The sequence below is a fragment of the Nonomuraea sp. NPDC051941 genome, assembly GCF_044593615.1.
This window is the reverse complement of record NZ_JBIUCF010000071.1, coordinates 1-15,030: the sequence shown is the minus strand read 5'-3', so window position 1 is coordinate 15,030 and position 15,030 is coordinate 1. Positions and strand designations below refer to the sequence as shown.

16 protein-coding genes are annotated in these 15,030 nt (G+C 72.7%); 4 read left to right on the top strand and 12 right to left on the bottom strand.

What is annotated here, in order from left to right; translation table 11 throughout:
* Nucleotides 1-7 precede the first annotated feature (7 nt).
* The 6 genes from ACIHFD_RS61240 to ACIHFD_RS61215 form a co-directional block, all read right to left on the bottom strand.
* Complete coding sequence (locus ACIHFD_RS61240; protein ID WP_397374830.1) at nucleotides 8-814, bottom strand: hypothetical protein; 807 nt, start codon at nucleotides 812-814, stop codon at nucleotides 8-10.
* Nucleotides 815-953: 139 nt separating this feature from the next.
* Nucleotides 954-1,610, bottom strand: a complete 657-nt coding sequence (locus tag ACIHFD_RS61235) for a helix-turn-helix domain-containing protein (protein WP_397374829.1) — start codon at nucleotides 1,608-1,610, stop codon at nucleotides 954-956.
* 144 nt (nucleotides 1,611-1,754) lie between these two features.
* Nucleotides 1,755-2,543 carry an HAD family hydrolase gene (locus tag ACIHFD_RS61230; RefSeq protein ID WP_397374828.1) on the bottom strand — a complete coding sequence of 263 codons (789 nt, stop codon included), beginning with the start codon at nucleotides 2,541-2,543 and terminating at the stop codon, nucleotides 1,755-1,757.
* A gap of 78 nt (nucleotides 2,544-2,621) precedes the next feature.
* A complete protein-coding gene (locus ACIHFD_RS61225; protein WP_397374827.1) occupies nucleotides 2,622-3,743 on the bottom strand; it encodes an esterase-like activity of phytase family protein in 1,122 nt (373 codons plus the stop codon).
* Between the two features lie 144 nt (nucleotides 3,744-3,887).
* A complete protein-coding gene (locus ACIHFD_RS61220) occupies nucleotides 3,888-4,508 on the bottom strand; it encodes a TetR/AcrR family transcriptional regulator C-terminal domain-containing protein (RefSeq protein ID WP_350743077.1) in 621 nt (206 codons plus the stop codon).
* 20 nt (nucleotides 4,509-4,528) lie between these two features.
* Nucleotides 4,529-5,362, bottom strand: a complete 834-nt coding sequence (locus tag ACIHFD_RS61215; RefSeq protein ID WP_397374826.1) for a putative protein N(5)-glutamine methyltransferase — start codon at nucleotides 5,360-5,362, stop codon at nucleotides 4,529-4,531.
* Between the two features lie 213 nt (nucleotides 5,363-5,575).
* Here ACIHFD_RS61215 and ACIHFD_RS61210 point away from each other — a divergent pair, with 213 nt between their 5' ends.
* The 3 genes from ACIHFD_RS61210 to ACIHFD_RS61200 are packed head-to-tail and all read left to right on the top strand — an operon-like array spanning nucleotide 5,576 to nucleotide 7,587.
* Nucleotides 5,576-6,439, top strand: coding sequence for an SMP-30/gluconolactonase/LRE family protein (locus ACIHFD_RS61210; protein ID WP_397374825.1), 864 nt, complete (start codon nucleotides 5,576-5,578; stop codon nucleotides 6,437-6,439).
* A 58-nt stretch (nucleotides 6,440-6,497) separates the two neighbouring features.
* A complete protein-coding gene (locus ACIHFD_RS61205; protein ID WP_397374824.1) occupies nucleotides 6,498-7,097 on the top strand; it encodes a TetR/AcrR family transcriptional regulator in 600 nt (199 codons plus the stop codon).
* The gene (locus ACIHFD_RS61200) at nucleotides 7,081-7,587 is read left to right on the top strand and encodes an FBP domain-containing protein (RefSeq protein ID WP_397374823.1); all 507 of its coding nucleotides are present in this window, start codon (nucleotides 7,081-7,083) and stop codon (nucleotides 7,585-7,587) included. The genes ACIHFD_RS61205 and ACIHFD_RS61200 overlap by 17 nt, the downstream gene beginning before the upstream one ends.
* Nucleotides 7,588-7,793: 206 nt before the next feature.
* Here ACIHFD_RS61200 and ACIHFD_RS61195 read toward each other — a convergent pair whose 3' ends face one another.
* Entirely contained in the window at nucleotides 7,794-8,708 is a 915-nt protein-coding gene (locus tag ACIHFD_RS61195; protein ID WP_350743086.1) for a LysR family transcriptional regulator, read from the bottom strand.
* Nucleotides 8,709-8,786: 78 nt separating this feature from the next.
* Here ACIHFD_RS61195 and ACIHFD_RS61190 point away from each other — a divergent pair, with 78 nt between their 5' ends.
* The gene (locus ACIHFD_RS61190; RefSeq protein WP_397374822.1) at nucleotides 8,787-9,608 is read left to right on the top strand and encodes an oxaloacetate decarboxylase; all 822 of its coding nucleotides are present in this window, start codon (nucleotides 8,787-8,789) and stop codon (nucleotides 9,606-9,608) included.
* A 59-nt stretch (nucleotides 9,609-9,667) separates the two neighbouring features.
* Here the strand turns inward: ACIHFD_RS61190 and ACIHFD_RS61185 are convergent, their stop codons facing one another.
* The 5 genes from ACIHFD_RS61185 to ACIHFD_RS61165 all read right to left on the bottom strand — a co-directional run.
* Entirely contained in the window at nucleotides 9,668-10,027 is a 360-nt protein-coding gene (locus tag ACIHFD_RS61185; protein ID WP_397374821.1) for a hypothetical protein, read from the bottom strand.
* 50 nt (nucleotides 10,028-10,077) lie between these two features.
* Nucleotides 10,078-10,218: a hypothetical protein gene (locus ACIHFD_RS61180; RefSeq protein ID WP_397374820.1), complete on the bottom strand. Its 141-nt coding sequence runs from the start codon at nucleotides 10,216-10,218 to the stop codon at nucleotides 10,078-10,080.
* Nucleotides 10,219-10,243: 25 nt separating this feature from the next.
* Nucleotides 10,244-11,968 carry a hypothetical protein gene (locus tag ACIHFD_RS61175; RefSeq protein ID WP_397374819.1) on the bottom strand — a complete coding sequence of 575 codons (1,725 nt, stop codon included), beginning with the start codon at nucleotides 11,966-11,968 and terminating at the stop codon, nucleotides 10,244-10,246.
* Nucleotide 11,969: 1 nt separating this feature from the next.
* On the bottom strand, nucleotides 11,970-14,687 hold the full coding sequence (locus tag ACIHFD_RS61170) for a hypothetical protein (protein ID WP_397374818.1): 2,718 nt from the start codon (nucleotides 14,685-14,687) through the stop codon (nucleotides 11,970-11,972).
* Nucleotides 14,688-14,817: 130 nt separating this feature from the next.
* On the bottom strand, nucleotides 14,818-15,030 hold a 213-nt coding region (locus tag ACIHFD_RS61165), incomplete at its 5' end, for a TCP-1/cpn60 chaperonin family protein (protein WP_397374817.1).

Sequence of the window (15,030 nt, the reverse complement as noted above, 5' to 3'; positions counted from 1 at the left end):
CAGGCGTTCAGGAGGGGGCGACGTTCACGCCCGTCACCGCGAAGCGTTCGACGGTCGCCACGTGGCCGCCGGTGGACGCCACGACGGTCAGCGTCCGCCCCGGGGGCGCCTTGAAGGAGACCCGGGCCGACCACGGCGAGCCGGTCCCGCCGGCGCCCACGCAGCACGACTCTCCCATCGGGGTGGCCGAGCCGGGCCGGCGGACCTGGACCTTGACGCTCTCGTCCACGCCCGTGATCTGACCGCCCACGGTCAGCGGGGACCGCACGGTGGCGCCGTAGCGGGGTCTGGTGAGCGAGAACGAGGTGTCGTCCGTGCCCACCACCTCCCACGGCGCGTCCTCGCCCGAGCCGAACTTCACCAGGTGCACGACGGCCGCCACCAGCGGTCGCGGGCCCTCCTCGGCCTGGTAGGCGACGTGCACCCGCGCGTGGTCGCCCTGCCGGACGGACTTGGCGACCCGGTCGATCTCGGTGAAGCGGAGGAAGTCGCGGGTGAAGGCGAGCGCGGTGCGGCGGGCGTCGAGGTGCCACGCCTCGCGGCCGTCCCTGCGGTACGCCTCCCGCCACGCCATCGCCTCGCCGGGAGTGGAGAACGGCCACAGCGGCTGGTAGCGGCCGGCGACCAGGCCCCCGCGAGGGGCCGGCGTGCCGGTGCCGGGAGGCGTGGTCGTAGGGCTGCCCGGCGGGGTGGTCTCCTCGGATGAGGCCGTCCCGGGGACCGAGCCCCGCGGGTCGCCCACGGCCCCGCAGCCGGCGGTCGCCACCGCGAGCACGATGAGCACCTGTAGGGCTGGCCCGGTGAAGCGTTTCATACGGCACCTCCTGACAGGGGCGATCATGCCCGGCCGGCCACCGAAGTATCCCAGCCCACCGCCTCTGATCAGCAGCGAAACGCCGGGGCGCCAGTATCCCGGCCCACCGCCTCTGATCTGCGGCGAAACGCCGGGGCCACTACATGCCGTGGATGCGCCGGCCCGCGATCTGGTGGGGGACGATGCGGATGTAGAGGCGGCGTTCGCCGCCCGCCCAGGGCGTGACGCCCGAGTCGGCCACCTCCTCCATCTCGTCCGCCGTCACGTGGTGGGCGGGCCCCTGAACCAGGACGCTCCACCCTTCGCGGTTGGCCTCGTCGATCTTGTCGACCTCGAACGCGATCTTGATGTCCACCCCTTCCAGCCCCGAACGCAGGTCCTGGTCCATCGGGCCGCCGGACGCGGTGCGGAAGACGATCACGCCGTGGTGCAGCTTGTAGTTGACGGGCAGCACGGTGGGCCCGCGCGAGCCGCTGAACGCCACCCGCCCGATCCCGCCCGGCGAGATCAGCCGCAGGCACTCCTCCGCGTCCAGCACCTCCATCGTCGGGTTGGCCATGGCGGGGCCGTGCCCGGGCGGGCGGTCCAGGCCGCCGCCCAGCAGCTCGTGCACCGTGGTCTGCAGCGCGTCCGCCAGGCGGTAGAGGGCCCCGGTGTCCGGCATATCGGGATTTTCCTCCAGGTATCTCAGGTAGCCGGCCGACATGGCCGCGCGCTCGGCGACCTGCTCACGGGTCAGGCCGAGGCGTTCGCGGCAGTGGATGAGGCGGCGTCCGAGATCTCCGGTGCCAGTCATGATCGTTTCTCCTCGCGTGTGGCTACGGCGCGCGGTGCCGTTCACGCGTGCCTCGTGGTGGCCGGCGTCGATGAAGAGCCGGCCTCCGCGGTAGCGGACCGGCGTCGAACGACGGCGCGCGGCGCACGGGCCCGAGCGCGCCGTTCATGGCCGTCCCACCGGAACGCGGCCGGAGACGTCCGTGTCGGCCAGATCGGCGACCACGACGTCCGCCCCGGCGGCCAGCATCGCCCGGGCACCGGTCCCCGCGGCGGCCCGCGGCCCGTCCCCCGGCACCCCGGCCCCGCTCCTGTCCACCCCGACGACCAGGCCGAACCCGCCCTTCCGCGCGGCCTCGACGCCCGGCAGCGCGTCCTCCACGATCGCCACCACCCCGGGAGCCAGCTCCAGGCGGCGCGCGGCCTCCAGGAACAGCGCGGGATCCGGCTTGCCGGGCAGCCCCAGCTCGGCGGCGTCCTCCCCGCCGACCACCACGTCGAACAGGTGCAGCAGGCCCGCCGACGACACCACCGCCCGGCAGTGCCTGCTGGCCGAGACGACGCCGGTGCGGCAGCCGCGCTGGCGCAGCTCGTGCAGCAATGCGACGGTGGAGGGGAAGGCGGCCACGCCGTGGTGCGCGATCGCCTCCACGAACAGCGCGTCCTTGGCCAGCCCCAGCCCGTGTACGGTCTCCGCCCCCGGCTCGTCCTGCGGACCGCCCTCGGGGATCGAGATGCCGCGCGAGGCCAGGAACGTGCGCACCCCGTCCAGCCGGGGCCGCCCGTCCACGAAGGCCAGGTAGTCGGCGCGCACGTCGAACGGCGCGGAGCGGCCCCGCAGGAACGCGTCGAACACGTGCTTCCACGCGGCGGCGTGCACCCGCGCCGTGTCGGTGACCACCCCGTCGGTGTCGAAGACGACCGCCCGGAGCGTGGTCAGGTCGAAGGTGGCCATATCCAGCACGCTACCCACGCTCGCGGCGCCCAGCCGTGCCGCCTGACCAGGCACGACACGCCCTCCAGTCCGGCGTCCTCACGGGCACCCCGTGGCGGCGAAGGCGAGGAACTGGGTCATCTCGCCCTGGTCGAAGTTGTCGTCCGAGCCGATCACCAGCGTGCACGACCCGTCGGCCAGGCGCGGCCCCCAGGCCAGGCTCTCGAGGTTCTGGACCGGGGGCCGGAAGGAGCCGAGGTCGTAGACCAGCCGCTTGGTCACCGGCCGATACGGTCTGCCCTGCGCAAGATCGTCCCTGGTCAGCACGTTCGTGGCGCCGCGCAGGTCGATCTCGTAGAGCTTGACCCGGTAGTTGACGCCCTGGATCCAGGACCGTTCCAGCGCGAGATAGCGGTCATCGTCGATGGCCCGGATCTCCGAGACCCCGCTGTCGGCGTCCCCGTCGGGCGGGATCGGCGCGGTGGGCAGGGGGTCCAGCGGGTAGGCGTACTGGGCGCGCGCGATGCCCATGCGGTTCCACACGGTCAGGCGCGCGGGCGCGCCACGCGCCACCGAGGGAACGGGTCCGTCCTCGTGGCGCGGGCCCTCGGTGACGGCGGTGATGCCGCTTTCCGTGACCGCCACCCCTTCGAAGCCGAAATTACGCCTGGGCCCTCTTTCGGTGTCCGTCAGCCGCAAATTCGGCGGCACCCGCAATTCTCCGGCATTACGTCCTTGAAGGTCAGTCGTGTGCACCGCGGCGGCGGAAATCGGAATGGCCTGATTGGCGCTGTCCGGCCGGTCACCCTCGTCTCCCCATATCAGCCGCCCGCTCCACCGGTCGTATCTGATCGACTCGGGGTCGGCCGAGCCCGGCTGGCCGTACGCCGCGTACGGCGTGCCGTCGGCCCTGGTCAGCATCCTGACCCCGGTCAGCCGCACGCCGACGAACTCCCCTGTGTCCCGGTCGAAGTCCAGTTGCCCCGTGTAGAAGCGGGCGGGGTTGTAGCGCCGGCGGTCGTCGGAGACGAAGTACCAGGTGCCGGTGCCGGGATCGCGGTCGATCCCCGACAGCCCGCCCACCGTGGTGTCCTCGAACTTCAGCAGGTGCGCCAGCCGCTGCTCCCCGAGGAAGCGCGTGATCCGCACGGGATCCCGCTGCGCCGCCGACGCCGGAGGGGCGGCGCTCGCCACCACCGTGAAAGCGACGGCGATGTGCATGATTCGCCGCGAACGAGCCATCTGACCCCCGTAATTCGATGCCGAACCGACGGAGAAAATGAAAGCGCGGATCAGAGGCGAAGTCCACGGACAAATAACAGCACGCCGCCCATCAAAAGGGGCAAATCACTTCAAGAAAGCCGTTCAGGCGTCCCGCAAAGAGACGGCCACGCCGTCGAGGAGGAGCCGCAGCCCGTGCGCGAACGCCTCCTCGCTCGTGGGGGCCCCGCCCTCGCGCACGCCCGCGACCGTGAGGGGGTAGTCGGCGTACGCGTCCAGGTCCCGGGCCTGGCCCCGCTCCCGGCGTTCGCGCTGGGCCTGCTCGTTGAGCACGAAGCCGAGGGTGTAGTGGCTGACGGACCCGATGGCGTGCAGGCCCTGGCCGGGCGTGAACCCCAGCCCGACCAGGGTCTTCAGCTCCTCCTCGAACCCCCGCGCCACGCTCGCTCCCGGATCGCTCCCGGTGACCAGCCGCGCCCCGTCACGGTGGCTCAGCAGCGTGCGCCGGTAGCGGTGGGCGCGCCGGGTCAGCCACTCCCGCCAGGTCTCGCCCTCGCCGGGCCCGCCCATCTCGGGGGCGAGCAGCTCGCGCGCCATCTCGTCCAGCAGTTCCTGCTTGTTGCGGAAGTGCCAGTAGAGGGCCGGGTTCTGCACGCCGAGGCGGGCGGCGAGGCGGCGTACCGACAGCCCGTCCAGGCCCACCTCGTCGAGCAGTTCCAGCGCGGCGCGCACGACCGTGTCCCGCGCCAGTCCCTTCTGTGCCATCGCGGGACACCTTAACATCGCTAAGGGCGCGTCCCGATCACTGCGGTGGCGTCCAGCTCGTGCGAGCTCGCCACCCGGGCGGCAAGCCCCGCCCGGGCGACGGCCTCGGCGGTGGCGGCGGCCTGCCGCTCGCTGGTCTCGACCAGGAGGTGGCCGCCGGGGGCGAGCCAGCGCGGCGCGCCCGCGATCACCCGCCGCACGACGTCGAGCCCGTCGCCGCCGCCGTCGAGGGCCACGAGCGGCTCGTGCAGCCGGGCCTCGGGGGGCAGCAGGTCGATGGAGGACGAGGGCACGTACGGAGGGCTCGCGATCAGGATGTCCACCCGGCCCAGCAGCGAGGCGGGCAACGGCTCGTACAGGTCGCCCTGGTAGACCTGGCCCGCGAGCGCGCCGCCCGACAGGAGGGGCACGGCGGCGAGGTTGCGGCGGGCGCACCGCACGGCGGCGGGGTCGAGGTCGGCGGCGTGCAGCTCGGCCTCCCCCAGCCCCGCGGTCAGCGCCGCCCCCGCCGCGCCACTGCCGCAGCACAGGTCGAGGAGGACCGGCGGACCCGCGACGCGGCGGGCCAGCGCGACGGCCTGGCCGATGAGGAACTCGGTGCGCGGCCTGGGCACGAACACCCCCGGCTCCACGACCATCCGCAGGCCGCAGAACTCCGCCCAGCCGAGGACGTGCTGGAGGGGTTCGCCGGCGACGCGGCGCTCCACCATCGCGGCGAGCTCCGCGGGGGTGCGGGCGGTGGAGACGAGCAGCTCGGCCTCGTCCTCGGCGAACACGCAGCCGGCGGCGCGCAGCCTGGCGACGACGGCGGGGGTGGGGACGGCTGAAGGGACAGATGACGAAAAAACCGACATGAGAGCCTTTCGGGATGCCGATGGGCGCTCCCGTGGTCACCTAATCCTGATCATGGGGAGGGAGCACCCGGCCTGCTACAGCGTTGATGGGTCTCACCTCCTAGGGACGATCTGGCCGCGAGCGTACCAGAGCTTTCTCGCGGCGCCCGAGGCGGGATCCCCGGCTCCCGATAGGGTCTGGATCACGACCCCGCGACCTCCTGGGAGAGCGTCATGAGCATCGCCCCGTACACCGTGACCGATCCCGTGGCCGAGCACGGCGAAGGGCCCGTGTGGTCAAGCCGGTGGGGCGGGCTGCGGTGGGTGGACATGCTGGCCGGCGACGTGCTGACGCTCGACCCGCAGGGCGGGGTGCGCCGCCGCCACGTGGGCAAGGTGGCCGCCGCGCTGCGGCCGCGCGCGTCGGGCGGCTACGTGGTCGCGGGCGAGCGCGAGCTGCTGCTGTCCGACGGCGACGATCTGGACGCCCCGCTGCGCTCCCTGGGCGAGGCGTGGAGCGACCCCGGGGTCCGCATGAACGACGGCGGCTGCGACCCCGACGGCCGCTTCTACATCGGCAGCATGGCCTACGACGAGACCCCGGGGGGCGGGTCGTTCTACGTGGCCGGGCCCGGCGGCGACCTGCGGGTGGTGCTGCCGGGGGTGACGATCTCGAACGGGTTCGACTTCAGCCCGGACGGCTCCCTGGCCTACTACGCCGACACCACGACCGGCCGGGTGGACGTGCTCGACTACGACCCGGAGAGCGGGCTGAGCGGGCGCCGCCCGTTCGCGGTCATCGACCCGGAGCAAGGGGCTCCCGACGGGCTGACCGTCGACGCCGAGGGCGGGGTCTGGGTGGCGCTGTGGGAGGGCGCGGCCGTGCGCCGCTACGACGCGAGCGGCCGGCTCGACGCCGTCGTCAGCCTGCCGGTACGGAGGGTCACGGCGGTGACGTTCGGCGGCGAGGGCCTCGACCGACTGTTCATCACCACCTCCGCGCTCGGCGTGGACCGGGCGGAGCAGCCGGACGCGGGCGCCGTCTTCGCCGCCGATCCCGGCGTCCAGGGGCGGCCGGTCCTCCTCACTACCTTGTGAGGTGCTAACCTAAGCCATCTAGGAAGATAACTAGATGGCTTAGGTTCAGGAGGTGGCCATGGCCCGTGCCGGGCTGACGGCGGACCGGGTGACCGAGGCGGCCGCGGAGCTGGCCGACGAGGTCGGGTTCGACAACATCACCGTGTCCGCGCTGGCACGCCGGTTCGGGGTGGCGGACGCGAGCCTGTACTCGCACGTCAAGAACCTCAAGGACCTGCGGGTCCGGGTGGCGATCCTGGCCGCCCGCGACCTGGCCGACCGGCTCGCCGACGCGACGGCGGGGCGGGCGGGCAAGGAGTCGCTGGCGGGGTTCGCCAGTGCGTGGCGCGAGTTCGCGCGGACCCGGCCCGGCCGCTACCAGGCCACCCAGATGCCCCTGGACGCGGCCGTGGTGGCCGAGTCCGCGGGGCATCTGCGGATCATGTCCATCACGTACGCGCACCTGAGCGCGTACGGGCTGCCGGAGCCGGACCTGACCGACGCCATCCGCCTGCTGCGCAGCACGTACCAGGGATTCTTCAGCCTGGAGGCGAGCGCCGGGTTCAACCACCCGCGCGACCTCCAGGACACCTGGACGAAGATCCTCGACGTGCTCGACGTCGCGCTGAGGCACTGGCCGAGCAACCCCCAAGGAAACGATCATGAATCCCCTCACTGAGAGCGACATCCGCGCGTCCTTCGTCAACTGCTCCAAGGGCGAGGCCCGCCGGCTCGGCCTCCCGCGCGACCTGTCCGAGTCCCCCTGGACCGACCTCGACTTCCTGGGCTGGCGTGACCCGGGGGCACCCGAGCGGGCGTACCTGGTGGCCGAGCGCGACGGCCGGGCGGTCGGTGTGGCGCTGCGCCTGGCGCAGGAGGTGCGCAGGAGCTTCACGAAGTCCACGCTGTGCTCGGTCTGCGTGACGCCGCACTCGGGCACCGGGGTGGCGCTGTTCACCGCGCCCAGGACCGGGGCGGCGGGCCGGCAGGGCAACACGGTCGGCGCCTACATGTGCGCGGACCTGGCCTGCTCCCTCTACGTCCGCGACAAGAAGCGGACGGAGTTGGGCACCCGCTTCGAGTCGCTCACCGTGGAGGAGCGGATCGTGCGGGCCGCCGCCAACCTGGACGGGTTCCTGGAGCGGGTGCTCGACGGCAACCTGAGGTGACGCGGCTCGGCGGCGGCCAGGCAACGGTGGCCTGAGGTGACGTGGCTTGGCGGGGGCGACGTCCAGCGCGCGTCCGTGGACGGGAAGGGCCGTCCGCGGCGCCGTCCCGGCGCTCTGTGAGGCGCCGGTGCGGGCGTCGCCCATGGCTTGGACAGCGTTTGCCCGCCCGGCGGTTCCATCGAAACGCCGAGCAACCCGCATCCGCGTCAACCCAGCAGCTCAGGCGTGTGATCCTTGAGCGTGTCCAGGAAGGCGGCCGCCAGCCGGCTCCGGTGACCGCGCCTCCTCCGTACGGCGACCACGGGCAGGCCCGCGTCCATGCTCTCCACCTCGATCGCCCGCAGGCTGCCGATGCGCAGCTCCTCCCGGACGCTGCCGGTGGGCATGAGCGCGACGCCCAGCCCGGCCTCGACCAGCCTGCGCTGCGCGGTGAGGCTGTCGATCCTGGTGATCGCGGGTTCGGCCAGCCCGGACGCGAGCAGCAGGCGTTCGAGAAGGTGGCCGAAGGAGTCGGACTGACCCCGCTCGGGCGGGAAGCCGAGCCACCGCTCCCCCTGGAACGCCCGCAGGTCGGGCAGGCGGCGGGCGGTGACCGGGTGGGAGGCGGGCACCACGACCAGGAGCTTCTCCACGCCCAGCGGGATCGACTCCAGCTTGGGGTCGGCGTCGGAGAAGTAGCGAAGGCCCAGGGACGCCTCGCCGCCGCGTACGAGCGCGCTCACCTCGCGGCTGGTCGCGGTGCGCAGCTCGACTGAGGCGTCGGGGAACTCCGCCTCGAAGGCGCGCAGCGCCCGGACGATGTGCGAGTCGGCCAGGGTGCCGACGATGGCCAGACTGAGGGCCTGCGCCTCGGCGGGCTCCCGCGACAGGTCCCGTACGGCCCGCTCGCCGTCGCGCATCGCGGCGAGGGCCGCCTCGGCGTACGGCAGCAGCGCCCGTCCCGCCTCGGTGAGCACCACTCGGCGACCGGCCCGCTCGAACAGCGCCGCGCCCAGCGAGCGCTCCAGCTCCCTGATCCGGCGGCTGATCGCGGGCTGGGACCGGTCGAGCCTCCTGGACGCCTCCGTGAACCCGCCTGACTGGGCGATGCACACGAACGCCTCAAGCTCTTCCACTGTCACGATCCATCAGTATTCCTGATGTCAAATGTCAGATCTATGCATTTGACGGATCGCAAGGGCGGCGACGACAGTGGGCTCATGACCGATCAGATGACCAGGGCCACCCGGTTCCGGGCTCTCCACGAGCGGCCGGAGCCCTTCCTGCTGCCCAACCCGTGGGACGCCGGAACGGCGCGGCTGCTGGCCGGCCTCGGCTTCGAGGCGATCGCCACCACGAGCCTCGGCGTGGCCAACATGCTCGGCCGCACCCGGGCGAGCCGGCAGGACGTCCTCGACAACTGCCGCCTCATCAGCGAGGCAACGCCGCTGCCCGTGAACGCCGACCTCGAGAACGGCTACGCCGACGAGCCCGCCGAGGCGGCCAGGATGATCGAGGACGCCTGCGCGTACGGCGCCGTCGGAGCGTCCATCGAGGACGCGACGGGTGACCCCCGGACGCCGATCTACGACTTCGGGCTCGCCGTCGAGCGGATCCACGCGGCCGTCGAGGTCGCCCGCGGCCTGCCCGTCCCGCTCGTCCTGACCGCCAGGGCCGAGAACCTCCTGTACGGCGTCGCCGATCTGGACGACACGATCAGGCGATTGCAGGCGTTCGAGGCGGCGGGCGCCGACGTCCTGTACGCGCCGGGCCTGCGCACGCTCGACCAGATGCGCGCGGTCGTCTCCTCCGTCGGCAGGCCGGTCAACGTCGTGATGGGCTTCGCCGACCCTTCGATCACGCTGGAGCAGCTCGCCGAGATCGGCGTGCGCCGGGTGAGCATCGGAGGCGCGCTCTCCCGGCTCGCCCTGCGGTCATTCCTGGACGGAGCCCGGCAGATGCGGGCGGGCCGGTTCGGGTTCGTCACCGAGATGGCCTCGATCTCCGAGCTCCACGAGGCATTCGCCCCGCCGCCCGAGTAGATCGCCGCGACCCGAGCTTCCCGAGAACCGTCGCCCGAGCAGGTCACCGATGCGCGGGCTCACCGGGAGAGCAGCCACCGCCAGCGTGGCAGCTCCAGCACCGCGGTGACCACGGCCAGCACCGACACCGCCACGGCCACGACGACGGGCCAGGCGATCCACGCCGCTGCCACCGCGGCCACGAGCTGCAGCAGGACCAGCGCGATCGTCACCGGCCCCGGCACCGCGATGATCACGTTCCGTTTGTCGCCCGGCGTCGAGAACAGCGTGGGCAGGCCGATCAGCACGACGACCGACAGCACGGCCAGCGGCACGGAGTACGGGGCGAGGGCCCACGGGGTCGCGACCCAGGCGATCAGCTCGGTGGCGAACCGGAACGCGGAGGCGACGCGGTCGTCCGGGCGCGGGGTGGAGGGCATGCGCGCAATCTACCGGGTGCGCCTCGCGTGATCCGCGGCGGCCTCCGACGTCAGCCGACCACGACCCGCACCTGGGCGAGGTCGCCGATGCGCGCGGCCGGTCTCGACCCGGTCTTCGACTTCGGGGACGTGCTCGTGGCCGCGTTCCGCCGCCTGACCGCCCAGAACCGGGTGGAGGCCCGCCATCTCATCCTCCACTCGGACGCCGGCCTCCGATCAGGGGGCCATCGTGGCCTCCATGAAGCTGATCGAGCCGGGGTCCCGGGGATCGCCGTGGATCTCCTCGCCCGCGAAGACCACGAACTGGTGCCACCAGCCGCTCAGCTGCCCGGCCGGGAACTTGGCGGCCGTCCAGGGCTTGGCGTCGGCGAAGACGTACTCGGCCCAGGGGTTGGCCGGGTTCGGCGGAGCGGCGAAGTAGGCGGAGCCGGCCTTGGGCCAGACGACGGCCTGGCCGCCCTGCCCGCGCACGGCCGCGAGGAATTCGGCCGACGGCGGGTGGCCCATCGCGTACGGGCTCCACACGACGCGCGCCTGCAGCCCCGGGCGGCGCGCCGCGGCGCGGGCCTTGGCGGTGTCCAGGAGGCGGGCCTGGCCGCGGTCGTCGAAGCGTACGGTGTCGAAGACCAGCGCCCGGGCCACACCGGCGCGGTTGCCGGGGTCGTTCAGCAGCTCCCACAGCGCGTGGCCCCCGCTGCTGTACGCGCCGACCCACGTGTCCTGGGCCACCCGCAGCGTCCCCGTGGCGGGCGCGGCCGCGCCGGGCTGGGGCGGCTGCGGCGGGGCGATCTCGCCCGCCTCCAGCAGCTGCTGGCCGGGCCCGCCGAACCCACCCCTGGTCCACAGCAGCCGGATCGCGGCCGACAGGCGCGCGGTGTTGCCCGGCCCGACGTTGCCGCCGTAGCAGTAGCCGGGGCTGCTCTTCTCCGGCACCGGCAGCAGCAGCACCCGCAGGGAGCGGGTCTCGGACACGAGCTTGGGCGCGGTCCTGTCCAGGGCGTAGTCCATGCCGCACGGCAGGAAGGAGTAGGCGTTGAGGGGGTGGTCGGCGTCGGGGCTGTGGTCGATGAGCTGGTGCCAGTCGGGCAGCCCGGTGATCTTGGCCTTGCCGGTCCTGGTGTGGCCCTGGAGCAGGTAGCGGCAGAGGTTGCGCAGGCCGGTGGTGGCGTGGGCAGGAGCGGTGAGCACGTCCGGCCAGGTGGCGGGGTAGGCGTAGGCGCTCCCGATGGGCCGCAGGAACAGGTAGCCGCCGACCGAGGTCTCGCCGGGCAGCTCGCGTACGGGCGGCAGGCTAGCGAACCACAGCATGGGCGTGGCGCGGGTGTTGAGCAGCACCCGCAGCCGCTCGGGCCGGTCGTTGCAGGTCGGCTCCAGGTACCAGGGGTTGAAGCCCTCCTCGTGGTTGTTCCGGCACACCCGGAAGTGCAGGGCCCACCACAGGTTGGTGGCATCCAGGAACTCGGTGTCGATCTCGGGGGTGTCCTTGGCCGCCATGCGCAGCAGCGGATGGCGGCCGAAGAAGGAACGCATCATGCCGCTCGGCCGCGTGCTCGGCACCTCCTGCAGCACCTCGCCGCCTCCGCCGCGCCGCCTGAGCTGTACGGCGAAGCGGTCGATCCGGTAGGCGTCCGGAACGAGCACCCCGGCCCTGGCCACGGTCAGCCGCTGGACCACGGACAGCGCCTCCTCGTCCTGGCCGCCGGCCCGCAGCCGCACGGAGAAGGTCAGCCGCAGCCCCGCCGCCGTGTCGGGGACGGTGAAGGCGGCCGACACCTCCCCCGGCGCCCCCGCCGGCGGGCACGGGTGCCCGGCCGACGGGTCGGCCCAGCGCGCCAGCTCGGCGGCGTCGAGCGCCTGCAGCTCCACCCGCACCGCGCCGCGCAGCAGGGGGTGGGCGGCCTCGCCGGGCCGCCGCCACCTGACGGTCGTCGTGAAGGCCATGTCAGAGCTGCTGCCCGGTCTTGGGGTCGTACCGGACCTCCACCGCCACCACCTGGTCGGTCGGCAGGACCTCCACCCACTGGTCGAACACCTCGTACGGCGCCGCCGGCCGGAACCCGCCCTCCAGCGGGTCGAACCCGGTCTCGAAGACCTCCTCGGTGGCCAGCGTCCTCGTGATGTCGGTGTTGGCCGCCTGGAGCTCGGCCGCGAGGAGTTCGAGGACCTGGCCCACCGTCTTGTTCTGGTAGGCGGGCGGGTCACCCGGCTGCACCGGGTACGGCAGCCCGAGCCCCGCCTCGCCCTCGACGTGCGCCTGGGCCAGCCATCTGAGCGCCTCCACCTCGTGCCCCGGCCGCACCGGCAGGACCGCCTTGGCCCAGGCCGCGTTGAGGAACTCGTTGCGCCGCTCGTCGCCGTCCTCCTGGATCAGCCAGCCGAGCGAGCTGCCCAGCGGGGCGGGCTGGGTCTCCTCGGTGACCAGGTAGTTGACCCGCCATTCCGGCACGGTGTGCAGCTGCTCGTCCAGGGCGTTGCTCGCGTCGGTGTGGGCGTACCAGGTGAGCACGGTCTGCCCGCCGAGCACGCCGGGATTCTCCATGTCCCAGGGCGGCGGCGGGACCGGATATTTGCCGACGCTGCCCTGGCTCGGCGGGGGCACGTCGATGGGCCGCCAGTAGTCGGGTGCGACGAAGTACAGCATCTCGTCCACGTCGAAGATCTGCCGGATCAGCTCGGAGCCGAGGTGGTCGTCGTCGAAGAGCCGCAACTGGCGGATCAGGTGGGCGTAGACCGTCTGGCGCTCCTCGTCGCGCAGGTCCTGCGAGGGCCGCGGGCGGATGCCGCTGACCAGCCGCAGCCGGTCGCGCACGGCGTGCCCGTACGCCTCGTGCTGGAGCGCGGCCACCCGGCGGTCGTAGGCGGTCTGGGCTGCCTGGTTGGCGACGTCCACGGCGTGCTTGGCCTCGGGCGTCGGCTCGTAGACCATGATCGCGTCGAACGGCATGAACTTGCGGCCCTCGAAGTTGGCGTACGTGAGCCGGACCTTCAGCACGTTGGCCGCGGGGTCGGGGTTGACGCCGAGGTCGGCGGCGTCGGTGGTGAACCTGACCTGCGCGCCGTGGAAGTCGAGCATGCCGATCTTCTTGAGCGTGGTCCCCGGCGGCGGGGGCGGCAGCGGGAAGTCGAAGCGGAACTCGATGATGTCGTTCGCGCCCACGTCGGGGCGGAAGATGCCGTGGTTCATGTTCTCGTTGGAGGTCTGGTAGGTGTTCTCCGCCTCGTCGTCGGCGCCCTGGTAGAGCACGAACGGCACGGCGAGGTGGTAGGTGACCTGCTGCTCCGCCGGATACGGCCTGACCTCGGGCTTGGGCACCGCGGTGAGGTCGGGGGCGGTGACGACGTGCACCAGCTCGCCGAGGCCGAGCGAGCGGCCGGGCGCGTCGAGGTAGACCTGCCAGCTCAGCCGCGCCCCGATGTGCTGCACCTGGACGCCGATCTTGCGCATCTTGCGCCGCAGCTCGTAGTTGACCAGCTCGTTCGTGGTGTTCTGCACGACGTAGCGGCGGCTGGAGGTGTCGGTGGTCTCGGTGACCGTCTTGAACGTCGTCTTGAAGTTCCGTTTGATCTCGCTGGTGGTCTTGGAGCTCTGCGTGCGGGTGTGCTTGTGCGTCTGCTCCGACGAGCGCTTGACGGTGGTCTGCATCGAGAAGCTGGCGCTGGCGTCGGCGTGGTAGACGCCGGTGTCGACGCCGCCGCTGGCGGTCACGCCGAGGTTGGTGTCGTTGGCGTTGTCCTCCTTGACGGCGTCGGCGAGGTCGTCCTGGTCGGTCAGGCTCTCCTCGACCTTGCGCGAGGTCTCCTCCGCCTGCTCGGCGGTCCGCTCGACCAGCGTGCGCCGGGTGCTGCTCTCGACCACCTCGACCATGCCGCCGGGGCTGATCCACAGGTGGCCGACGGGGCCGCCCAGGAAGGTGTCGAACTCGAAGAAGTACTCCCTGAACAGATTGACCAGCCCGACCGGCGACAGCACGCCCTGCGCGAGCGCGTCGAAGCGCTCGGCGAGCGCCGCCAGCCCTTCGTCGTCCAGCGCGCGGGCGGCCTGCCCGGCGAACGCGCCGCCGCCGAGGCGGGCCAGCCGCTCGTCGGCGAGCGCCCGGACGGCGCGCAGGGATCCGTTCTGGCCGAACCATCCGGCCAGCGGCTGGTAGACGCCGAACAGCTCGCTGGCGTACGGCAGGGTGCCGGTGAAGTCGTCGGGCGGCCGCCCGTTGAACACCGGCGCGCCGACCATGGGCGCGGTCATGACCTGCAGGGGCTGCGCCGTGGTGCCCGCCCCGGCCAGGAAGGGCACCGCGGCGAGCGACTGCCCCGGCGGCGCCTTGGCCATGAGCACCTCGTACGAGGACTCGGCCGACGGCGCGACGAACGAGATCGTCTGGGGTCCCGGCGAGGTGATCTGCCGGCCCGCGTACACGCGGCTGGAGGTGGCGTCCCGCAGCACGAAGGTGCCTTCGAGCTGCGGCACGCCCGGATATTGCTCGGGGCCGCGCACGTCCGCCCGGCGCGGCAGGCCGATGGCGATGCGCTGGCCCGGCGTGAGATCCCCCTGCCCGCCCGGCCCCGGGTTGTTCGTGTCCACCCGGTAGGACCAGATGCTGTATCCGATGCCGGCGGTGGGCCCGGGGATCGCGGCCCGGCCGGCGAAGGTGACTATCAGCACTGAACACCACTCCCTCGTACGAAGACCCTCGCTGACCAGGGTCAGGGCCGGCCGGGCGCGGCGCATGAGTATGGCCTACTCAACGTGCGCCCGCGGAAGCGGAATGTCACCTCCGGAGGGAGGGCTCGGGCTAGAAGTCCATGTCGCCGCCCGGCATGGCCGGAGCGGCGGCGTTCTTCTCGGGCTTCTCGGCGATGACGGCCTCGGTGGTGAGGAAGAGCGCCGCGATGGAAGCGGCGTTCTGCAAAGCCGAGCGCGTCACCTTGGCCGGGTCGAGGATGCCCGCCTCGAACATGTTGACGTACTCGCCGGAAGCGGCGTTCAGGCCCTCACCCGGGGTGAG